The following is a 24,550-nucleotide window of genomic DNA, read 5'->3' as shown; positions in this document are numbered from 1 at the left end:
TCGCGGGTGCTGCACACACCGTCGCACTGCTCGGGTCGCGGCCGCTGGCTACAGCGTAGGACCTGCCGTGCGCGGGTCCGGAGCCAGCCCCCTTCCCGGCCGTTCGACGCCTCGAAGTATCCGGTATCCCGGATTCCGTTCAGTGTGCCGCGATATGCCGGGAATCCAATTCACCGCGCCCGCATCCCGCTTGACGGACTCATGGACGGGGCCCGAGTTCAACATGGTTGAACATAACAATGGTTGACGCCGCTACCCGAGGGTCATTAGCATGCCAGGGCAGCCTTAGGTGCCGTGGACAGCTTGTGACCGAAGTCGACACGGTGGCGGTTGCGGGGTGATGGGGCGCCCATCACGGGGGAACTTTCTGGGGGATTCTTCTGGTGCTCAGTGTGTTCAAGCATGCCGTTTACCCTCTGACCACGGCTCAGCAGCGGGTGTGGTCCGCCCAAAAGCTGGATCCCACGAGTCCGCTCTACAACATCAGTGCTTATGCCGAAATTCGAGGACCGCTCGAGCGCACTGTGTTCGAGCGGGCATTGCGGCATGTGGTCGAGGAAGCCGAAGCCCTCCGCGTGCGCTTCGGCGAGGACGGCGGACAGCCGTGGCAGGCACTCGGCCCCGCGCCCCACCGGCCATTACGTTTCCTGGACCTGAGCAGGGAGGACGACCCCCGGCGCCGCGCCCGGGAGCTGATGACGGCGGACCTGTACGAGCCGATCGATCTCGAGTCCGGCCCGCTGTTCTTCCATACGCTGTTCCAAGTGGACGCGGACCATTTCCTTTGGTACATGCGCATGCACCACATCGCGCTCGACGGTTATGGCTACAACCTCGTCGTACAGCGCGTCGCCGACTGCTACACGGCGCTGACCGCCTCCCAGGAGATACCGCCCACACCGTTCGCGGGCTTAGGCGAATTAGTCCGGGCAGACGCCGACTACCTCTCTTCCGAGGACAGCGACCGCGACCGGGAATACTGGTGCGGCCAGTTCGCCGACGGCACCGGGGCGCTGAACCTCCCCGACCGGTCACCGGGATTGTGGCCGGATTCGATGCGGCACTCGACCCGGCTGGACGCCGACCTGTTCGCCGAAATCCAAAGGGCCGCCCGAGAAGCCCGAGTCACCTGGCAGGCCACACTGACCGCGGCTGTCGCCGCCTACCTACGGCCATTCCGCGGCGAAGGCGACGTCATTCTGGGCTTCCCGGTGACAGCACGCCGTGCCGACGCCGCCCGGACCACCCCGGGGATGGTCTCCAACGTACTGCCGCTCCGTCTGGACGTCCGGGCCGACACTCCGTTCGACGAACTCCAGCGCCGGACCGCGAGCGAGATCCGCGAGCTCCTGCGACACCAGCGCTACCGCGGCGAAGACCTCCGCAAGGACCTCGGCCTGGGCAGCGGCACCCGCCGGATGTTCGGCCCCGCCGTCAACTTCCTCCCGCTCCAGCAGGACCTGCGGTTCGGGGCGTGCACCGCCGAGGTGCACAGCATGTCCAGCGGCCCCACCGACGACCTGGTGATCACCTTCGACGGAGGCACCGAGAACAGCGGGCTGCGGGTCAGCTTCGACGGGAACCCGGCGGCGTTCGGCGAGGAGGACATCGCCGACCACGGCAGGCGCTTCGTCCCCTTCCTCCGCTCGCTCATCGCCGCTCCGAGCCGGGCTGTGGGACGTACCGGAGTGCTCGACGCGGCGGACCGGCGCCGAGTGCTGGCCGGGTTCAACGCCGTGCGCACGGACGCGGATGACGTCGGTGACGCCGGTCCAGCGGCCGGAGCCCCAGGCGCCGCCCCAGGCCCTGTCGCGGGCACCCTGCCCGCGCTGTTCGAGGCCCAGGTCGCCCGCACCCCTGACGCCGCCGCACTGACCTGGCAGGGCCAGACCCTGTCCTACCGCGAGCTGAACGCGCGGGCGAACCGGTTCGCCCATGAGCTGATCGCGCGCGGCGCGGGGCCCGAGCGCCTGGTCGCCCTGGTGCTGCCGCGCTCGGCCGAGCTGGTCGTGGCGGTTCTCGCGGTGCTGAAGTCCGGCGCGGCGTACCTCCCGATCGACCCGGACGCCCCGGCCGCGCGGATCGAGGCCGTCCTGAAGGACGCCGGCCCGGTGACCGTCGTGGACTCCACGACAGCGCCCGGCGATACGGAGGGCCGGCCGGACACCGACCCGGTGGACGCCGACCGCGCCGCCGCGCTCCGTCCGGACCACCCCGCGTACGTGATCTTCACCTCGGGTTCGACCGGGGAGCCGAAGGGCGTGGTGGTCTCCCACCGCAATGTCACGCGCCTCTTCGCCGCCACCGCCGAGGAGTTCGGCTTCGGCGACCGCGATGTGTGGACGATGTTCCACTCCTACGCCTTCGACTTCTCCGTGTGGGAGCTGTGGGGCGCGCTGCTGCACGGCGGCCGGCTGGTCGTGGTGCCCCCGTCGGTGGCCCGCGCCCCCGAGGAGTTCAGGGCCCTGCTCGCCGAGCAGCGGGTGACCGTGCTCAACCAGACGCCTTCGGCGTTCTACGAGCTGATGCGCGCCGACGAGCTGATGCGGGCCGACGCACGGCAGCCGCGGACGCCGTCCGCACTGCGCCATGTGATCTTCGGTGGCGAGGCGCTGGCCCCCGGCCGGCTCGCCGAGTGGTACGCCGGGCACCCCGACGACCGGCCCCGGCTGGTGAACATGTACGGCATCACCGAGACCACCGTGCATGTCACACACCGCGCCCTGACCCGCGAGACCGCCGCCCAGGACCCCGGCAGCACCATCGGCTCGCCCCTGGCTGACCTGCGCGCCTATGTGCTGGACGCCGGGCTGCAACCGGTGCCGCCCGGCGTCGTAGGAGAGCTGTACGTGGCCGGTCCCGGGCTGGCCCGCGGCTATCTGGGCAAGCCGGGGCTGACCGCCGGCCGGTTCGTCGCCGCTCCGTTCGGCGCACCCGGCGAGCGCATGTACCGCACCGGGGACCTGGCCCGCTGGTCCTCCGACGGGCTGCTGCGCTACGAGGGCCGCGCCGACCACCAGGTCAAGATCCGTGGATTCCGTATCGAACTCGGCGAGATCGAGGCCGAATTGGTCCGGCATCCGCAGATCGCCGCGGCCACCGTGCAGCTGCGTGAGGACCAGCCCGGCGACCAGCGCCTGGTCGGCTACGCGGTGCCGCGCGAGCCCGGCCTCGACCCCGCCGAGGTGCGGGCGTACATGGCGCGCTCGCTCCCCGGGTACATGGTCCCCGCGGCCGTCGTCGTGCTGGACGCCCTCCCCCTGACGCCCAACGGCAAGCTGGACCGTGCGGCGCTGCCCTCGCCGGTGTGGGACGGACAGGGCACCGGCCGGGCCCCGCGCACGCCGCGGGAGGAGACGCTGTGCGCGCTCTTCGCCGAGGTGCTGGGGGTGGCGCGGGTCGGCACCGATGACAGCTTCTTCGACCTGGGTGGTCATTCGCTGCTGGCCACCCGGCTCACCGTACGGATCCGCGCCGAGCTGGGCGTCGAACTGCCGGTGGCCGCCCTGTTCGAGACCCCGACGGTCGCCGGTCTGGCCGGCCGGATCACCGGCACGGCCACCACACGCCCGGCCCTCGTCCCGCAGCCGCGCCCCGATGCGACGCCGCTGTCGTACGCCCAGCGTCGGCTGTGGCTGCTGCACCAGGTCGAGGGCATCGGCTCGACCTACAACATGCCGCTGGCCCTACGCCTGACCGGCGAGCTGGACCGCACGGCGCTGCGGGCCGCGCTCGAGGACGTGGTGGCCCGGCACGAGTCGCTGCGCACGGTGTTCCCCGAGAGCGGGGGCGAAGCCCACCAGCGGGTGCTGACCGGCGTCGCCATGCCGCTGCCGGTCACCGGGACCGACGGCGCCGAGCCGGCACAGCTGCTGGCCGACGCCGCCACCGCGCCCTTCGACTTCACCCGCGATCTGCCGCTGCGCGCCTCCCTGTTCGCGCGCTCACCGGAAGACCACGTCCTGCTGCTGGTGCTCCACCACATCGCGGGCGACGGCTGGTCCCTGGCACCGCTCGCCCGCGACCTGAGCACGGCCTACGCCGCCCGCGCGGGCGGATCCGCCCCCGGCTGGGCGCCACTGCCGGTGCAGTACGCCGACTACACCCTGTGGCAGCGCCGGCTGCTCGGTAACGAGGCCGACCCGGAGAGCCTGGCGCACCGGCAACTGGCCTACTGGCGCTCCGCGCTGGCCGGACTGCCGGAAGAGATCGCCCTGCCCACCGACCACCCCCGCCCCGACCGCTCCGGCCATCGCGGCCAGGCGCTGCCGGTCCGCTTCGACGCGAAGCTGCACCGGGCGCTCGACCGGCTGGCCGGTGAACGCCGGGCCACGCTCTTCATGGTCCTGCAAGCCGGTGTGGCCGCGCTGCTGACCCGGCTCGGCGCGGGCACCGACATCCCGCTGGGCACCGCCGTGGCCGGCCGCGGCGACCAGGCGCTGGACGACCTCATCGGGTTCTTCGTCAACACGCTGGTGCTGCGCACCGACACCTCCGGCGACCCCGCCTTCGCCGAACTGGTCGACCGGGTGCGCGACACCGATCTTGGGGCCTACGCCCACCAGGACTTCCCCTTCGAGCGGCTGGTCGAGGTTCTCAACCCGGGCCGCTCGGTCCACCGTCAGCCGCTGTTCCAGGTGCTCGTGGTGGTGCAGAACACCCCGAAGTCCGGCTGGGACCTGCCCGGCCTGGAGATACGCACCGAGCCGATGCACCCCGGCGGCGCCAAGTTCGACCTGTCGCTGGACCTGACCGAGACCCGAGACGCCGACGGCCGCCCCCAGGGGCTCGAGGGCTACCTCGAGTACAGCACCGACCTGTTCGAAGAGGGGACCGTCAGGGCGCTCCTGGGGCGGCTGGAGCACCTGCTGAGTGCCGCTGCCGCCGCTCCGGACCGGCGCATCGGCGATATCGACCTGCTCACCGCCGAAGAGCGCACCCGGCTCACCGCCGGAGGGGACGGGGACGACACCACCGGCCGAGCCGTGCCGCGGCTCACCACGCCGCGGCTGTTCGAGGCCCAGGTGGCCCGCACCCCCGACGCGCCCGCTCTGCTCTTCCCCGGCGTCGAACTCTCCTACGCCGAGCTCAACGCCCGTGCCAACAGGCTGGCCCGGCTGCTCATCGACCGGGGCGTCGGCCCCGAGGACGTCGTCGCGCTGATGCTGCCCCGTTCCGCGGAGCTGGTGGTCGCCGTCCTGGCCGTCGGCAAGGCCGGGGCCGCCTATCTCCCGGTCGACCCGGAGTATCCGGCCGAACGCATCCGCTTCCTGCTCACCGACGCCGCGCCCGGTCTGGCGCTCACCACCACCGAGCTCGCCGCCGCACTCGCCACCGCGCTCCCCGACGGCACTCCCCACCTCACCCTGGATGACACGGCGCGGCTCGCCGGGGAGCGGGGCTTCGCCGCGGACGATGTGCGGGACGCGGAGCGCCGCTCGCCCCTGACGCCCACCCACCCCGCGTACGTCATCTACACCTCCGGCTCCACCGGTCTGCCCAAGGGCGTGGTCGGCACGCACACCGGTGTGGCCGCGCTGCTCACCGCCCAGCGCGAACGGCTCGACGTCGGTCCGGGTGACCGCGTGCTGCAATTCGCCTCGTTCAGCTTCGACGCGGCCTTCTGGGAACTGGTCATGGCGCTGCTGTCCGGCGCCACCCTGGTCCTGGCCCCCTCCGGCGAGCTGCGCCCGGGGGCCCCGCTGGCCGGGCTCGTCGCCGACCGGCAGGTCAGCCATCTGACGCTGCCGCCGACCGTGCTGGAGGTCATGGAACCCGGTGACCTGCCGTCCGTGCGCTCCCTGGTGGTGGCGGGCGAGGCGGCCACAGGCGAACTGGCCGCCCGCTGGTCCCCTGGCCGACGCCTGGTCAACGCCTACGGCCCCACCGAGACCACGGTCTGCGCCACCATGAGCGAGCCCCTGACCGGCGGCGCCCGGCCGCCCATCGGGACGCCGATCACCCAGGCGCGGGCCTACGTCCTGGACGAGCGGCTGCGGCCGGTGCCGCCCGGTGTTCCGGGCGAGCTGTACGTGTCCGGCGACGGGCTGGCCCGCGGCTACCTGGACCGGCCGGGCCTGACCGCCACCCGCTTCCTGGCCTGCCCCTTCGGCGCGCCCGGCGAGCGGATGTACCGCACCGGGGACCTCGCCAAGCGCCGGACCGACGGCACCCTGGTCCATCTCGGCCGCACCGACGACCAGGTCAAGGTGCGCGGTTACCGGGTGGAGCTCGGTGAGGTCGCCTCGGCGCTCTCCGACCAGCCGGAGGTGTCCCAGGCCGTCGTGGTGCCCCACCCCGGCCGCCCCGGACAGCTCGTCGGCTATGTGGTCCCGGCCGCGGCGGACGCGGCTGACACCAGCGTGCAGCGGCAGGTCGACGACTGGCAGGACATCTTCCAGGCCCAGTACGGCACCGACCTCGACGGGCAGGCGCCCGCACCGGCGTTCGGCGAGGACTTCGCGGGCTGGAACAGCAGCGTGGACGGCAGGCCGATCCCGCTGGAGGAGATGCGCGCCTGGCGCGCCGCGACGGTGGAGCGCATCCTCGAACTGCGTCCCCGCCGGGTGCTGGAACTCGGCGTCGGCAGCGGCCTGATCCTCTCCCAGGTGGCCCCGCACTGCGAGACCTACTGGGGCACCGACTTCTCCCCGGCCGTCATCGACACCCTGCGCCGGCGGATCGACGACGAGCGGCCGGAGCTGCGCGACCGGGTGGAGCTGCGGGCCCAGCCCGCGCATGTGCTGGACGGGCTTCCCCGCGGGTCCTTCGACCTCGTCGTGCTCAACTCCGTGGTGCAGTACTTCCCGAACCTCGACTATCTGCGCACGGTGCTCGCCGGCGCCGACTCGCTGCTGACGACAAGCGGCGCCATCTACCTTGGTGACATCCGCAACCTGCGGCTGCTCCCCCAGCTGCGCGAGGCCGCCGAACACCACCGGCTGGGCGAGGGCGCCGATCCCGCTCGGCTGCGGCAGGCGGTCGAGCAGAGCGTGTCGGCCGAGAAGGAACTGCTGCTGGACCCCGAATTCTTCGCGGGTCCGGCGGGCGGTGCGGACATCCGGCTCAAGCGCGGTCGCCACCACAACGAGCTGACCCGCTACCGCTACGAAGTCGTCCTGCACCGGCGGCCCGGCGTGGCCCTGGACACGGTCCCCGTGCTGGCCTGGCGCAGCGGTGACGACCTCGGCACACTCGCCGAGCGGCTGGCCGCGCACCCCGGGCCGGTCCGGGTGACCGGCATCCCCAACGCCCGCCTGGGCGCCCCGGCGGCCCCGGACCCCGAGGACCTCCACGCGCTGGCCGAACGCCTCGGACAACGGGTGCTGATCACCTGGTCGCCCGAGCCCGAGGACAAGAGCCTGGAGGCGGTGTTCACCAACACCCCTGCCACCACCCCGGTCACCGGGGTCTACCGGGCCCGCGGTGGCGCGGTGCGTCCGGCGAACGACCCCGGGCTCGGCCGGCGGGCCGGTGCCCTCGTCTCCGATCTGCGCGCCCGGCTCCAGGACCGGCTGCCCGGCTTCATGGTGCCCGCCGCCGTGGTGGTGCTGGAGGCGCTGCCGCTGACGCCGAACGGGAAGGTGGACCGCAAGGCACTGCCCGCCCCCGAGGCGGGGGTGGACAGGGCGGGGCGTGGTCCGCGGACACCGCGCGAGGAGGTGCTGTGCGGGCTGTTCGCCGAGGTGCTGGGGCTGGAACGGGTCGGTATCGACGACAGCTTCTTCGACCTGGGCGGCCACTCCCTGCTCGCCACCCGCCTGGTCAGCCGGATCAGGTCGGTGCTGGGCACCGAACTGTCCATGGGCTCGCTCTTCGAGGCCCCGACGGTGGCCCGGCTGGCGGCACGCTTCGTGGCGGCCGGAACCGCGCGGCCCCCGGTGGTGGCGCGTCCCCGGCCCGAGCGGGTGCCGCTGTCGTTCGCGCAGCGACGGCTGTGGTTCGTGAACCGGCTCCAGGGCGCGAGCGCGCTCTACAACATGCCCGTGGCACTGCGCCTGTCGGGCGCCGTGGACCAGCAGGCACTACGCGCCGCACTGACCGACGTGGTGGCACGCCACGAATCCCTGCGCACCGTCTTCCCCGACGTGGCGGGAGAAGCCCACCAGCAGATCATCGACAACCCGGCGGTGCCCCTGCCGGTCATCGACGTGGCGGACCAGGACACGCTGCCGGAGCTGCTGCGGGAAGAGGTGGCGAAAGCCTTCGACCTCGCCACCGATCTGCCGCTGCGCGCCTCCCTGTTCGTACGCGACGCCGCCGAGAGCGTGCTGCTGCTGGTCCTGCACCACATCGCCGCCGACGGCTGGTCCATGGCCCCCCTCGCCCGCGACCTGGGCACCGCCTACGCCGCCCGCACCGCGGGCCACGCCCCCGCCTGGGAGCCCCTGCCCGTCCAGTACGCCGACTACGCCCTGTGGCAACGCGAACTCCTCGGCGACGAGGCGGAGGAGAGCAGCGTCGCCGGGGAACAGCTCACCTACTGGCGCCGTGCCCTCGCCGGGCTCCCCGAAGAGCTGACGCTGCCGACCGACCGGCCACGGCCACCGATGGCCGGCCATCGCGGCGGGCTGGTCGAGATCCACTGGGACGCGCAACTGCACCGCGGTCTGGTGGAGTTGGCGCGGCAGGCACAAACCAGTGTGTTCATGGTGGTCCACGCCGCGCTCGCGGCCATGCTCAGCGGCCTCGGCGCGGGCGAGGACGTACCCATCGGCACACCCATCGCCGGCCGCACCGACGAACAACTCGACGACCTCGTCGGCTTCTTCGCCAACACCCTGGTCCTGCGCACCGACACCTCGGGCGACCCCACCTTCCGCGAACTGCTCACCCGCGTCCGCACCACCGACCTGGCCGCCTACGCCCACCAGGACATCCCCTTCGAACGCCTGGTGGAACTGGTCAACCCCGCCCGCTCCCTGGCCAGACACCCCCTCTTCCAGGTCATGCTGGCCTTCCAGAACACCCCCGACGTCATCCTCGACCTCCCCGGACTCACCTTCGAGCTCGAACACCTCGACCTCGGCATCGCCAAGTTCGATCTCTCGTTCAACGTCCAGGAACGCCACGACAAGCAGGGCGCCGCGGGTGTCCACGGTGTGCTGGAGTACAACGGCGACCTCTTCGACCGGGAGTCCGCCACCGCCCTGGCCGGACGGTTCGAGCGGCTGCTGCGCACCCTGATGGCCGACCCGGAGCGTCCGCTGAGCCGGGTGGACCTCCTCGCCGAGGACGAGCGGCAGCGGATCCTGGTCGACTGGAACGCCACCGCGGTGGCCGGTGCCCCCGCCGGGCTCCCGGAGCTCTTCGAGGCCCAGGTGGCGCGCACTCCGGAGGCCATCGCGGTGGCCGACGGCGCCCGCACGCTCAGCTACGCCCAGCTCAACGCGTACGCCAACGGCGTCGCCCGGCGGCTGATCGCCCACGGCGCCGGGCCCGAGGACCTGGTCGCCGTGGCGGCGCCACCGTCGGTGGCACTGCTGGCCGCGCTCCTCGGCGTGGCCAAGGCGGGAGCCGCGTATCTGCCCGTCGACCCGGAGTACCCCGCCGAGCGCATCGCCCATATGCTCCGCGACGCGGCGCCCGCCCTGCTGCTGACCGCTGGGGAACAGACCGCGGAGCGACCGGAGTTCGGCTCCCTCTCCCGCGTCCACCTGGACGACGTGCGGCCCGCGGAGGACGGCCCGGCCGACCGCGACCGGATCCGCCCGCTGCTGCCGCACCACCCGGCGTATGTCATCTACACCTCGGGGTCCACCGGTCTGCCCAAGGGGGTGGTGGTCGAGCACGGTGCCCTGGCCGACTACCTCCGGTGGGCGGGCCGGTCCTACCGGAGCGCCGGTGGCACCGCGCTGCTGCACTCGTCGGTGTCCTTCGACATGACGGTCACCACGCTCTTCACACCGCTGACCGTCGGGGGCCGGGTGTGTGTCGGGGCACTCGACGACACCGCGCCGCCGGACACCGCCCCCACCCTGCTCAAGGCGACCCCCAGCCACCTCGCCCTGCTGGACGCTCTGCCACCGCGGCTGTCGCCCACCGGGGACCTTCTGCTGGCCGGTGAGGCGCTGACCGCCGAGGCCCTGGAGCGCTGGCGGGCCGCTCACCCCGCGGTGACGGTGCGCAATGTCTACGGGCCCACCGAGACCACCGTCAGCTGCGCCGAGTACCGGCTGCCGCCGGGCGCGACACCGGACGAGGGCCCGCTGCCGATCGGGCGGCCCCTCGCCAACACCCGGCTCTACGTCCTCGGCCCGGGGCTGCGCCCGGTGCCGGTGGGCGTGCCCGGGGAGCTCTATGTGGCGGGCGCGGGCCTGGCGCGTGGCTATCTGGGGCGGCCGGGACTGACCGGCGAACGCTTCGTGGCCGATCCGTACGGACCGCCGGGCACCCGCATGTACCGCACCGGCGACCTCGTCCGCTGGACCACCACCGGCGAACTCGTCTTCACCGGACGCGCCGACGACCAGGTCAAGATACGCGGCTACCGCGTCGAACCCGGCGAGATCGAAGCCACCCTCACCCGCCATCCCGACGTCGCACAAGCCACCGTCGTCATACGCGAGGACCGCCCCGGCGACCAACGCCTCATCGCCTACGCCGTCCCCGCCACCACCGCCACCCCCGACCCCGCAACCCTGCGCGCCCACACCGCCGCCACCCTCCCCGACCACATGGTCCCCGCCGCCGTCGTCGTACTGGAGGCGTTGCCGCTGACGCCGAACGGCAAGGTGGACCGCACCGCGCTGCCCGCTCCCGAGATGGAGGTGGACGCGGCGGGGCGTGGTGCGCGGACACCGCGCGAGGAGCTGCTGTGCGGGCTGTTCGCCGAGGTGCTGGGGCTGGAACGGGTCGGTATCGACGACAGCTTCTTCGACCTGGGCGGCCACTCCCTGCTCGCCACCCGCCTGGTCAGCCGGGTGCGCACCGCACTCGGCGTCGAACTGCCGCTGCGGTCGCTCTTCGAGACCCCGACGGTCGCCGGACTGGTCGAGGCCCACGGGACCGGTGAACCCGCGCGGCCCACCGTGTCGGCGCGTCCCCGGCCCGAGCGGGTGCCGCTGTCGTTCGCGCAGCGACGGCTGTGGTTCGTGAACCGGCTCCAGGGCGCGAGCGCGCTCTACAACATGCCCGTGGCACTGCGCCTGTCGGGCGCCGTGGACCAGCAGGCACTACGCGCCGCACTGACCGACGTGGTGGCACGCCACGAATCCCTGCGCACCGTCTTCCCCGACGTGGCCGGGGAAGCCCACCAGCAGGTGATCGGCGCCCCGGTCGTCCCCCTGCCGGTCACCGAGGTCACGGACGAACACGCCCTCGCGCCACTGCTGCGGGAGGAGGTGGCGAAGGGCTTCGACCTCGCCACCGATCTGCCGCTGCGCGCCTCCCTGTTCGTACGCGACGCCGCCGAGAGCGTGCTGCTGCTGGTCCTGCACCACATCGCCGCCGACGGCTGGTCCATGGCCCCCCTCGCCCGCGACCTGGGCACCGCCTACGCCGCCCGCACCGCGGGCCACGCCCCCGCCTGGGAGCCCCTGCCCGTCCAGTACGCCGACTACGCCCTGTGGCAACGCGAACTCCTCGGCGACGAGGACGACGAGGACGGTGTGCTCCACGAGCAGCTGGACTACTGGACCAGCCACCTTCGTGGCATGCCGGAAGAGCTGGCGCTGCCGGCCGACCGGCCGCGCCCCGCCACCGCCGGGCACCGTGGCAGCAGCGTTCCGGTGGACTGGGACGCGGAGTTGCACCGCGGTCTGGTGGAGATCGCGCACCAGGTGGGGACCAGTGTGTTCATGGTGGTCCACGCCGCGCTCGCGGCCATGCTCAGCGGCCTGGGCGCGGGCGAGGACGTACCCATCGGCACACCCATCGCCGGCCGCACCGACGAACAACTCGACGACCTCGTCGGCTTCTTCGCCAACACCCTGGTCCTGCGCACCGACACCTCGGGCGACCCCACCTTCCGCGAACTGCTCACCCGCGTCCGCACCACCGACCTGGCCGCCTACGCCCACCAGGACATCCCCTTCGAACGCCTGGTGGAACTGGTCAACCCCGCCCGCTCCCTGGCCAGACACCCCCTCTTCCAGGTCATGCTGGCCTTCCAGAACACCCCCGACGTCATCCTCGACCTCCCCGGACTCACCTTCGAACCGGTCCCAATCGACCTGGGGATCTCCAAGTTCGACCTGCTCTGGAGCGTGCGCGAACGGCCGGATTCCGCCGGTATCCACGGCATTCTGGAGTACAGCGCCGACCTCTACGACGAGGCCACGGTCGCCGGACTCGTCCGCAGGCTCGAGCGTGTCCTGCGTGCGGTCGTCGCCGACCCGGACCGCCGGATCAGCGGTGTGGACCTGCTCCAGGACGACGAGCGGCAGCGCGTTCTGGTGGAGTGGAACGACACCGCCAGGCAGCTGCCCCGCACTCCCTGGCCGGTGCTGTTCGAGGCCCAAGCGGCCCGGCGCCCCGACGCGATCGCGGTACGGCACGACGGGGACGGGATCGGCTACGCGGAGCTGAACGCACGGGCGAACCGGCTGGCCCGCTGGCTGGTCGCGCACGGCGCGGGACCGGAGACCGTGATCGGTCTGGCCCTGCCCCGTTCGGCCGAGCTGGTGACCGCTGTGCTGGCCGTGGTCAAGACGGGCGCCGCCTATCTGTCCGTCGACCCGGACCTCCCCGCCGCCCGCGCCCGCTTCATGTGCGCCGACGCCGCCCCGCTGTACGTGCTGACCACCGGTCCCTCCGGTGAGCGCATCCCGCCGGAGGTACCGTGCCACCGGCTGGACGACCCGGCGGTCCGGGCCGAGGTGGAGCGCCACTCCGCCGCCGACCTCACCGACGCCGAGCGGTCGTCCCCGCTGGATGTCTCCCATCCCGCGTATCTCGTCTACACCTCCGGTTCCACCGGTACGCCCAAGGGCGTCCAGGTCACCCACCGGGGCCTGGCCGGGCTGGCCGTCGCGCACCAGGAGGCGCTCGGGCTGGACGCGGACGCGCGCGTCCTCCAGTTCGCTTCACTGAACTTCGACGCCTCGGCCTGCGAACTGGTCATGACGCTGCTCGCCGGTGCCACCCTGGTGGTGCCCCGGCCGGACCAGATCATCGGCGACGGCGTGGTGGCGCTGATCGACCGCGAGCGGGTCACCCACGCCATGCTGCCGCCCGCGTTCGTCGCCACCCTCGACCCGGCCACCGTGCCCACCCTCCGCGCCCTGATCACCGGTGGTGAGGCATGTCCGCCCGATGTGGCGGCGCGCTGGTCGCGGGGCCGCCGGATGCTCAACGCCTACGGGCCCACCGAGTCGACGGTGTGCGCGACGCTGAGCGCGCCGCTCTCCGGCGAGATCGCCGCGCCGATCGGACGGCCCATCGCCAACACCCGGGTCTATGTTCTCGGCCCGGGGCTGCGCCCGGTCCCCGCCGGTGTGGTCGGCGAGCTGTATCTGGCGGGGGACGGCCTGGCGCGTGGCTATCTGGGGCGGCCGGGACTGACCGGCGAACGCTTCGTGGCCGATCCGTACGGACCGCCGGGCACCCGCATGTACCGCACCGGCGACCTCGTCCGCTGGACCACCACCGGCGAACTCGTCTTCACCGGACGCGCCGACGACCAGGTCAAGATACGCGGCTACCGCGTCGAACCCGGCGAGATCGAAGCCACCCTCACCCGCCATCCCGACGTCGCACAAGCCACCGTCGTCATACGCGAGGACCGCCCCGGCGACCAACGCCTCATCGCCTACGCCGTCCCCGCCACCACCGCCACCCCCGACCCCGCAACCCTGCGCGCCCACACCGCCGCCACCCTCCCCGACCACATGGTCCCCGCCGCCGTCGTCGTACTGCCCACGATCCCGCTCTCGCCCACCGGCAAGGTGGACCGCGCCGCGCTGCCCGCGCCCGCGTACGGCGGAGGGGCGGGCTCGGGCCGTACGCCGCGCGGCGGTCTCGAAGAGGTGCTGTGCGGGCTGTTCGCCGAGGTGCTCGACGTCGAACAGGTCGGCGTCGACGACAACTTCTTCGAGCTGGGCGGCCACTCCCTGCTCGCCACCCGCCTGGTCAGCCGGATCAGATCGGAGCTGGGCATCGAGATGCCCCTCAGGCTGCTCTTCGACGCGCCCACGGTCGCCGGGGTGGCGGCGGGCGCCACCGCGGGCAGCACCGCCCGGCCGGCCCTGACGGCGCGTCCCCGGCCGGAGTCGGTGCCGCTGTCCTTCGCCCAGCACCGGTTGTGGTTCCTGGAGCGGCTGCGCGAGGAAGGCTCCGAAGCGCTCTACAACATGCCGGTGGCGCTGCGCCTGACCGGTGCGGTCGACCACACCGCGCTGCGGGCCGCGCTGGGGGACCTGATGGCCCGCCACGAAGTCCTGCGCACCCTGCTGGTCGACACCGACGGGCGGGCCGAGCAGCGGATCCTGGCGCCCGGAAGCGCCGACTGCCCGCTGACCGTCGCGGAGACCACCGAGGACGAGCTGCCCCGCCTGGTCGCCGCGGCGGCCCGGACCGGATTCGACCTGGCGGCCGAACCTCCCCTGCGCGTCAGCCTGTTCACGCTCACACCCGCGGATCATGTGCTGGTGCTGGTCGTCCACCACAGCGCGGCCGACGGCTGGTCGATGGCGCCGCTCGCCCGCGACCTGGGCACCGCCTACGCCGCGCGGCTGGCGGGCACGGCGCCGGCGTGGCCGCCGCTTCCGGTGAGTTACGCGGACTACACGCTCTGGCAGCGCGAACTCCTCGGCGACGAGGACGACCCCGGCAGCGTGGCCTCCCGGCAACTGTCCTACTGGCGCGAGGCGCTGGCCGGACTGCCCGAGGAACTGCCCCTCCCCACCGACCGGCAGCGGCCCGCCGAGCCCGGGTACCGGGGCGGCCGCGTCCCGGTGCTCTGGGACGCCGGGATCCACGAGGCGGCCGCCGCACTGGCCCGGCAGAGTTCGGCCAGCGTCTTCATGGTCGTGCAGGCCGCGCTGGCCGCACTGCTGACCCGGCTCGGCGCCGGTGCGGACATCCCGATCGGCAGTCCCATCGCGGGCCGTACCGATGACGCACTCGACGACCTGGTGGGGTCCTTCGCCAACACGGTGGTGCTGCGCACCGACACCTCGGGCGATCCCGGCTTCCGCGCCCTGGTGGAGCGGGTGCGGGCGGCGGACCTCGCCGCCTACGCCCACCAGGACCTGCCGTTCGAGCGCCTGGTGGAGGCGGTCAAACCGGTCCGGTCGCTGTCCCGGCAGCCGCTCTTCCAGATTCTGCTGGCCTTCCAGAACACCCCCCGGGTTTCGCTGGAGCTGCCCGGACTGAGCCTGGCCCTGGAGCCGGTCGAGGCGGCGGCGGCCAAGTTCGACCTCTCGCTCAGCCTGCGCGAACGACGGGCCGAGGGCCCCGGCCAGAGCGCCTGCGCGGGCATCGAGGGCATGCTCGAGTACAGCACCGACCTCTTCGACCACGGCACCGCGGAGCGGATCGTCGCGCGGCTGGGCCGGTTCCTGCGCGCGGCCCTGGCCGCCCCGGACCGTCCCATCAGCGCCCTCGGCATCCTGGACGAGACCGAGCGGCACCAGGTGGTCGAGGAGTGGAACGACACCGCGGTGGCGCTCCCGGAGTCCGTCACCACCGTGTGCGAGGCGTTCGCCGTCCAGCTGCGCCGCCGGCCGGACGCCATCGCCGTACGGGCGGTGGACGGGGAGCTCAGCTACGCGGAACTCGACGCACGGGCCAACTGGCTGGCCCACCACCTGATCGAGCTCGGCGTGCGGCCGGAGGAGCGGGTCGGCGTCCTCATGGAGCGCTCGGCCGGCCTGGTGACCGCTCTGCTGGGCATCCTCAAGGCGGGCGCCGCCTACGTACCCCTTCACGAGGGGTACCCCCTCGAGCGGATGCGCGATGTGCTGCGCCGCGGCGGGGCGCGGCTGCTGCTCACGGACACCGCATGGCGCGACCGGGGCCTGCCGCCCGCGGTGCGCACCGTGGTGATCGGCGCGGACCCCGGACCGGAGCGCGGGGAGCCGACCGCGCCCGAGGTGGCGGTGCGCCCCGGCCAACTCGCCTATGTGATGCACACCTCCGGCTCCACCGGTGAGCCCAAGGGCATCGCGGTCAGCCACCGGTCCCTGCTGGAGCTGGCGCTGGACCCGTGCTGGGAGCCGGGGAACCACGACCGCGTGCTGATGCACGCGCCGTACGCCTTCGACATCTCCGACTACGAGCTGTGGGTGCCGCTGCTGACCGGCGGACGGGTGGTACTGGCACCACCCGGGGATGTCGACGTGGCCACCCTCAAACGGCTCATCGCCGACGAGGACATCACCGCCGTGCACTTCACCGCCGGGCTCTTCCGCGTCGTCGCCGACGAGCTGGCGGGCTCGCTCGGCGGCGTACGGGAGATCCTCACCGGCGGTGACACGGTGTCGGTGACCGCCGTGGAGAGCGTGCTGCGGCACAGTCCCCACCTGGTCGTACGGCATCTGTACGGGCCGACCGAGATCACCCTGTGCGCCACCCAGCACCGGATCACCGCACAGGCCGCACTGGGCGAGCGGGTGCCGATCGGCGGACCGCTCGCGAACACCCGGGTCTACGTGCTCGACGGCTCGCTGGCACCCGTCCCGGTGGGCGTGGTCGGGGAGCTGTACATCGCCGGCGCCGGCCTGGCGCGGGGATACCTCGACCGGCCGGGGCTGACCGGCGAGCGTTTTGTGGCCGACCCGTTCGGGGCGCCCGGCACGCGCATGTACCGCACCGGCGACCAGGTGCGGTGGCGGGAGGGCGGCACCCTGGAGTTCGTGGGCCGGGCCGACGACCAGGCCAAGGTGCGCGGTTTCCGGGTCGAGCCCGCCGAGATCGAGGCGGTGCTGGGCCGCCATCCGGCGGTCGCGCAGAACGCCGTGGTCGTACGCGAGGACCGGCCGGGCGACAAGCGCCTGGTGGCCTACGTGGTGCCCACCGGCGGTGAACCGGGGCCGGACGCGGACGCGTTGCGCGCCCACCTCGGCACCGTGCTGCCGGACTACATGGTGCCCGCGGCCGTGGTGCGCCTGGACGCGCTGCCGCTCACCCCCAACGGCAAGCTGGACCGCGCGGCGCTGCCCGTCCCGGTGGCCCCCGGTCCGGCCGCGGAGCAGGCGCCGGCCACCGAGCGGGAGGAAGTGCTGTGCCGGCTGGTCGCCGAGATCCTCGGCCTGGACCGGGTGGGGCCGCAGGACAACTTCTTCGAGCGCGGCGGCGACAGCATCGGCTCCATCCAGCTGGTCAGCCGGGCTCGGGCAGCCGGTCTGGCCCTGACGCCCAAGCAGGTGTTCCAGCTCAAGACGGTGGCCCGGCTGGCCGCCGCGGCCGCCCCGGCGGCCGGGGAGACCGCCGGGGACGACGGGACCGGGGAGCTGCCGCTCACCCCGGTCATGCACGATCTGCGGGCGCGCGGCGGCACGCTGGCCGGTCTCCATCAGTCGGTGCTGCTGCGGGTGCCCGCGGCGCTCACCGAGGAGAGCCTGGTCCGGGCGGTGCAGACGGTGCTGGACCACCACGACGTACTGCGGCTGGAAGTCCTGGACGCGTCCTGGCGGCTGCGAGTGCGGCCCCCCGGCGCGGTCCCGGCTGCCGACCGCGTACGGCGCGTGGACGCCGCGGGGCTGGACGACGCGGCACTGCGCGCCGTCCTGGCCCGCGAATCCGCGGCGGCCTTCCGGCGGCTCAACCCTGATGACGGCGGGGTCGGTGCCGTCCTGGAGGCTGTCTGGTTCGACGCCGGCCCCGGCCGCTCCGGCAGGCTGCTGCTGGCCGTCCACCACCTGGCGGTGGACGGGGTGTCGTGGCGGGTGCTGCTGCCGGATCTGGCAGCCGCCTGGAGCGCCGTGTCCGACGGCCGCGCACCGCGGCCGACGCCGGTCGGCACCTCGTTCCGGCGCTGGGCACGGACGCTGGCCGACCAGGCGACGGCGGACTCCGTGACGGCCGAACTGGGCTACTGGCGCACGGTCGGTGAGGGGCCGCGCCCGCTCCTGGGCACCCGCGACCTGGACCCCGCTCGGGACACCGCCGCCACCGCCCGGTCCCTGACCGTCACACTGCCCGCGCCGGTGACCGACGCCCTGCTGAGCCGGGTGCCCGCGGCGTTCAACGCACGCGTCGACGACGTACTGCTGACCGCGCTGGCCATCTCGGTGACGGCCCGTCGGGACACCGGGGACAGTGCCGCGCCCGTCGTGGTCGACCTCGAGGGCCACGGCCGGCACAGCCTGGTGGAAGGGCTCGATCTCTCCCGCACCATGGGCTGGTTCACCTCGCTCCACCCGGTCCGGCTCGAGGTGTCCACGGATGCGTCCACGGACGCGCCCACGGACGTGACCAAGAACGCGTCCACGGTGGACTGGGACGACCTGTGGGCGGCGGGCCCTGCCGTCGGACGGCTGCTGAAGCGGATCAAGGAACAGCTGCGCGCGGTGCCCGGGGACGGCCTCGGTTACGGCCTGCTGCGGTATCTCAACCCGGACACCGGGCCGGAACTCGCCGCGCTGCCCGCCCCGCAGATCGGCTTCAACTACCTCGGCAGATTCGACACCGCGGCCCCGGACACCGACTGGGGACCGGCACCCGAGGCGGCACCGGACGAGGCGGCCGGTCCGCCCCTGGACGACGCCATGCCGCTCCGGCACGTGCTGGAGGTCAACGCGATCACCCGGCCCGGTGCCGGGGGGGCCGAGCTGACCGCCGTATGGACCTGGCCCGCCGGTGTGCTGGACGAGGCCGCCGCACAGGAGCTGGCCGACACCTGGGTGCGGGCGCTGGAGACCATCGCCCGGCACACCGCCACCACCGGCGCGGGGGGCGCCACCTCCTCCGACTTCGACCTGGTGCTGCTGGACCAGGACGAGATCGAGGAGTTCGAGACCGACATGTTCACCGAGGACGGGGAGTCAGGATGAAGCGAGCCAGGATCGAGGACGTACTACCGCTGACCGCGTTGCAGGAAGGCTTCCTCTTTCACTCCCTGTACGACGAGAAGGCCGCCGACGTCTACCACCTCCAGCTCGCGTTCGCACTGCGCGGCCGCCTGGACGCCGAGGCGCTGCGCCGGTCCTGCGCCGGGCTGCTGCGGCGGCACGCCAATCTGCGCGGCGCCTTCCGCCAGCGGCGCAGCGGCGAGTCCGTGCAGGTCGTGCCGGCCGAGGTCGAGCTGCCCTGGCGGGAGATCGACCTGTCGGCCGAGGAGCCCGCCCGGCGCGAGGAGCGGTTGTCGGCGATCCTCGCCGAGGACCGCGCCGAGCGCTTCGACCTGAAGACCCCGCCGCTGCTGCGCTGCCTGCTGATCCGGCTCGGTGCCGACACCTACCGGTTCGTGCTGACCAGCCATCACATCCTGCTCGACGGATGGTCGGTGCCGCTGCTGCTGAACGAGCTGTTCACCATGTACGCGCACGGCGGGGCCGATCACACCCTGCCCGCCGTCACCCCCTATCGCGACTACCTGGGCTGGCTGGGCGGCCGCGACCGCGAGACCGCGCTGTCCGCGTGGCGGCGGTCGCTCGCCGGGCTGGAGGAGCCGACACTGCTGGGGCCCGCCGGGGCCGGCCGGGAGACGGTGGTTCCGGACGAGTTCGAGATCGAGGTGGACGAGGCCACCACGGCGGCGCTCACCGACGTGGCCCGCGGCCACGGGCTGACCCTGAACTCGGTGGTCCAGGGCGCCTGGGCGCTTGTGCTCTCCCGGCTCACCGGCCGCGACGACGTGGTGTTCGGTACGACGGTCTCCGGCCGCCCGACCGAACTGCCCGGCGTGGAGACGATGATCGGGCTCTTCGCGAACACCGTCCCGGTCCGTGTGCGCATGGCACCCGGTGAGTCGCTGGCCGGGCTGATGAGCAGGGTGCAGGACGAGCGCGGCACGCTGGGCGAGGCCGAGTACATCGGTGTCGGTGAGCTCCAGCGGCTCTCCGGTGTGGGCAGTGAACTCTTCGACACGCTCTACGTCTTCGAGAACTATCCGGCACCGGCCGGGACGAGCGCCCTCGGCCACGACGGTCTGGAGATCACCGGCACAGAGGGCCGGGCCGCCGCGCACTACCCGCTCACCGTGACGGTGATTCCCGGTCCGGCGCTCCGCGTGCGCTTCAACTACCGCCCGGACCTGTTCTCCCGGCAGCGGGTCCTGGGCTGGTCGGACCGCCTGCGGCGGGTCCTGGACGCCGCGGTGGCCGACCCCGGCCGGCTCGCTGCCCACGTGGACGTACTGGACGAGGCCGAGCGGCGGCGGATCCTGGTGGAGTGGAACGACACCGCCCGCAAGCTCCCCGCCGAGACCTATCCCGAGCTGTTCGAGGCCCAGGTCCGGCGGACACCGGACGCGCTCGCGCTCGACGAGGACGGGACGGCCCTCAGCTACGCCGAGCTGAACGCGCGTGCCAACCGGCTGGCCCGGCTGCTGGTTTCCCGGGGCGTGGGTCCGGAGTCGGTGGTCGCGCTCGCCCTGCGGCGTTCCACGGACCTGGCCGTCGCGGTGCTCGCGGTGCTGAAGTCCGGCGGCGCCTATCTGCCGGTGGACCTCGACCACCCCCGTGAGCGCATCGAACTGATCCTGGACAGCGCCCGGCCGGTGGCCGTCCTGACCACCCGGGCCGGGGCCGCGGGCCTGCCGGCGGGCACCGGCCACTGGTGCCTGGACGACACCGGGTTCGCCGCCGAGGCCGCACACCACGACGGACAGGACCTCACCGATCCGGAGCGGGTGGCCCCGCTGCTGCCCGACCATCCGGCCTATCTGATCTACACCTCCGGCTCCACCGGCACTCCCAAGGGGCTCACCACCCCGCACCGCGGGCTGTGCAACGTGGTCCTCGGCATGGACGAGCGGCTCGGGGTGCGGCAGGGGGTGCGTCTGCTCGCCCTGGCGGCCGTCGGATTCGACATGTCCGTCTACGAGTTCCTGGGCCCCCTCGCGGTCGGAGCGGCCGTGATGATCGCCCCGCCCGACGCTGCCCGGGACCCCCAGGTGCTGGCCGCGGCGATCCGCGGGACCGGCGCCACGGTGATCTCCGGCACCCCCTCCCTGTGGCAGAGCGTCCTGGGCGCGGGCGCCGAACTCCCCCGGGGGCTGCGGATCCAGCTCGCCGGCGAACTGTTCGGCGAGAACATCCCGCGCGGCCTCCAGGAGGCCGGGGCCTCGGTGGTGAACCTCTACGGGCTGACCGAGGCGTCGGTCTACTCCACCGTGGCCGACCTGCCGGAACCGTTCACCGGCCAGGCCACGATCGGCCGGCCCATCGCCAACACCCAGCTGTACGTCCTCGGTCCCGGTCTGCGCCCGGTACCGGCCGGAGTGACGGGAGAGCTGTACCTGGCGGGCGTCGGTCTGGCCCGCGGCTTCACCCACCGGCCGGGGGCCACCGCCGCGCGCTACCTGGCCAATCCGTACGGACCACCCGGTTCGCGGATGTACCGCACCGGCGATCTGGTGCGGTGGACGGAGGACGGCGAGCTGTTCTTCGTCGGCCGGGCCGACCACCAGGTCAAGGTGCGCGGCTTCCGGGTCGAACTCGGCGAGATCGAAGCGGCGCTCTCCGCCCACCCCGCGGTGGCCCGCAGCGTGGTCATCGTGCGTGAGGACCGGGAAGGTGACGCGCGGATCGTCGGCTACGTGGTCCCCGAGGGGACCGGAGTGGACACCGGCGAACTGCGCGCCCATCTCCGCGGGACGCTGCCCGACTACATGGTTCCCTCGGCCGTGCTGCCGCTCCCGGCCCTGCCGCAGACCCCCAACGGGAAGCTGGACCGCAAGGCGCTGCCCGCCCCGGACTTCGCGGCCCGGGTCTCCGCCCGCACACCGCGGACCCCGCAGGAGGAGGTGCTCTGCCGGCTCTTCGCCGAGACGCTGGGTCTGGAACGAGTCGGCATCGACGACGACTTCTTCGAGCTGGGCGGCCACTCCCTGCTGGCGACCCGGCTGGTCAACCGGATCCGCGCCGAGCTGGGGACCGGATCCTCGATCCGCAGTGTCTTCGAGGCGCCGACGGTCGCGGCCCTGGCGGGGCGGCTGCACCAGGAGGACGACCCGTTCGACACGCTGCTGCGGCTGCGCGCCGGGAAGGGCGGCGCCCCCTGGTTCATCGTCCACCCCGCCGTCGGCCTCGGCTGGTGCTATTCGGGGTTCATCACCCGGCTCGGCTCCGAATCACCGGTCTACGCCCTCCAGGCGCGCGGGCTGAGCAACGGCGAAGCACTGGCGCCCACCCTGCGGGAGATGGCCGCGGACTACATCGAACGCATCCGCTCGGTGCACCCCAAGGGCCCGTACCGGCTGCTCGGCTGGTCCTTCGGCGGCCTGGTGGCCCACCAGATGGCGACCATGCTGCAAAGCGAGGGCGCCGAGGTCGAACTGCTCGGCTTCCTGGACTCCTTCCCCGCCCCGGAGGACGCGGACGAGACCAGCGAGGACCTGGAACAGGAGATCCTGGCCGCACTCCTCATCGACATCGGTCTTGACCCGGCCGACGAGGATGGCCCCCTGGAGGCGTCCGAGGTCGCCGCCCGGCTGCGCGAGGAGGAGGGACCGCTGGCGAGTCTGGGCGAGGAGGGCATCGCGGCGCTCAGAAGGGTGACCGCTAACAACCTTCGGGTGGCCCGCGACTTCGTGCCCGAGGTCTTCCACGGGGATGTGGTGGCGTTCCGGGCGGGCCGGCACGGCGCGGACCACCCCTACGCCGTCAAGGCGTGGGCCCCCTATGTGACGGGCGGGATCCACGAGTTCGAAGTGGACTGCGCCCACCTGGAGATGACCACACCGGCGGCACTGGATGTGATCACCGGCGTGCTGCGCGACGTGATGCCGCGGCCCGCCTCGGGACGACAAGGAGCGACACGATGACCAACCCCTTCGACAACACCGACGGCACCTTCCTGGTGCTCATCAACGACGAGGGCCAGCACTCGCTGTGGCCGGAGTTCGTGGAGGTGCCGGCCGGCTGGGAGACGGCGCACGGCCCGGACACCCGGCAGGCGTGCCTGGACTTCATCGAGCGGAACTGGACCGATATGCGGCCCAAGAGCCTCATACAGGCCATGGACAGGGAACATGCCTAGCCGCCGTGGGGAGGCGGCGAGCGGCCGCCCGCGCATGGCGGAGTTAGGCCCTGTTCGGTGGATCTATGAGGAGCAGCCCGGACAGCGCCTGGGCCCGGCGGCCGCCCCCGAAGAGCTCCCCTGGCCCGGTGAGGGCGAACCGCCGGGCGTCGGCGGACCGGCCCTCACCGCGGCGCGAGGGGGCGAGGCCGCCCGGTCACTGCGGCGCGCTCTGGAGGCCGTCACCCACTGGTCCCGGCGGCCGCTCGGGGCGGAGGCGATCCGGGCCTTCCCCTATGACGCGGTCGTCGGGTACTACCGGCAGGTCGGCAAGGCCGCCGCCGCGCCGGAACTGGTCGCCCTGCTCCGGGGCGCCCGCGCCCGGCTCCTGTGCGCGGGACCCCCGCGCGCCTGGTCCTCGCCGGACGCCTGGCTGCTCGACAAGTGGCTGCCGCTGACCTTCGCCGACCAGGCCATGGCGTACGACAGTTACGCCGGGCACGAACTGCTGGAGATCGCCGAGTGGGAGGGCGCGGACCCGGCGGCGGCCGAGGACGTCCTGCTGGCGACCCTGCTGGCGGAGCTCGCGGTGGTCGAGTCCGAGGCCCTGCTCGGCGCCGGACCGGCCGCCCGGCAGCGGACCAGGACCACGGCCGTCCTGCGGGCGCTCGCCCGGCTCGACGAGTTCGCCCCCCGGGCGGTGGCGGACGCGGGTCCGCTCGCGGAGATCCAGGCCCTGCGGACCGCGCTCGCCGCCGCCCCCGGGGACCGGCCGCCGGCCGGTGCCGGACGGGACGTGGCGGCCGCGATCCGGGATAGTGCCCCGCTCCCGGTGCGGCGAGCGGTGGACATCGCCCTGCTGCCGGTGACGACGCTCCACGACGAGTACATGTTCATCCGTTGCATCCAGCTCTTCGAGCGGCTGTTCACACAGGTGGCGCGGGCGCAGCTGCGCGCGGTCGACGCGGTGCGGCTGGGCCGGGTGGCGGAGGCGGCCGACGCCCTGGACGGGGCGGCACTCCGGCTCTCGCACGCCACCGGGCCGCTCTACCGGGTGCTCACCACCATGCCGCCCGAGGCGTTCGCCGTGATCCGGGACTACACCCACGGTGCGAGCGCGATCCAGTCGCAGTCCTACCGGCTGGTCGAACAGTGCGCCGCGCCGCGCAAGGAGGGAGCGTACGGCTCGGAGAAGGGCCCGCAGTTCACGCTGGTCACCACTCTCCAGGAGGAGTACCTGGAGCACGCCGGCGACTGGGACGCGGCCGACGCCGCCCGGCTCGAAGCGGTGATGCGCCGCCTGGACACCACGTGGCAGGCCATGAAGCGCACGCACTGGGGCGTCACCCTGAAGATCATCGGAAAGGCGTCGGGCACCGGTGGCACCACCGGAGCCGAGTACCTCAAGGCCGCGGCCGACGTGCCGCTCTTCCCCCTGCTCACCGCGTGACGCGCGGCGGGCGGGGGAGGAGCGGGCCGTGCGGGC

The 24,550-nt window shown here is 73.2% G+C and carries 4 protein-coding genes; all 4 read left to right on the top strand.

Features of this window, described 5'->3' with window-relative positions:
- The first annotated feature begins 383 nt into the window (after window positions 1–383).
- From AC4BEG_RS24190 to AC4BEG_RS24175, 4 genes are read left to right on the top strand one after another with little or no spacing between them, the layout of a single operon-like run.
- Entirely contained in the window at window positions 384–18,935 is an 18,552-nt protein-coding gene (locus AC4BEG_RS24190) for a non-ribosomal peptide synthetase (protein WP_490701847.1), read from the top strand.
- Window positions 18,932–22,870, top strand: a complete 3,939-nt coding sequence (locus AC4BEG_RS24185) for an amino acid adenylation domain-containing protein (RefSeq protein WP_490701846.1) — start codon at window positions 18,932–18,934, stop codon at window positions 22,868–22,870. Before AC4BEG_RS24190 ends, AC4BEG_RS24185 begins: the two co-directional genes overlap by 4 nt.
- A complete protein-coding gene (locus tag AC4BEG_RS24180) occupies window positions 22,867–23,085 on the top strand; it encodes an MbtH family protein (RefSeq protein ID WP_490701845.1) in 219 nt (72 codons plus the stop codon). Before AC4BEG_RS24185 ends, AC4BEG_RS24180 begins: the two co-directional genes overlap by 4 nt.
- A complete protein-coding gene (locus AC4BEG_RS24175; protein ID WP_490701844.1) occupies window positions 23,078–24,514 on the top strand; it encodes a tryptophan 2,3-dioxygenase in 1,437 nt (478 codons plus the stop codon). The genes AC4BEG_RS24180 and AC4BEG_RS24175 overlap by 8 nt, the downstream gene beginning before the upstream one ends.
- Window positions 24,515–24,550: the final 36 nt, after the last annotated feature.

The sequence above is a fragment of the Streptomyces sp. JLBJ103 genome (assembly GCF_058215575.1).
The sequence above is the reverse complement of the archived record's forward strand: the minus strand, read 5'-3'. Positions and strand labels throughout refer to the sequence as shown.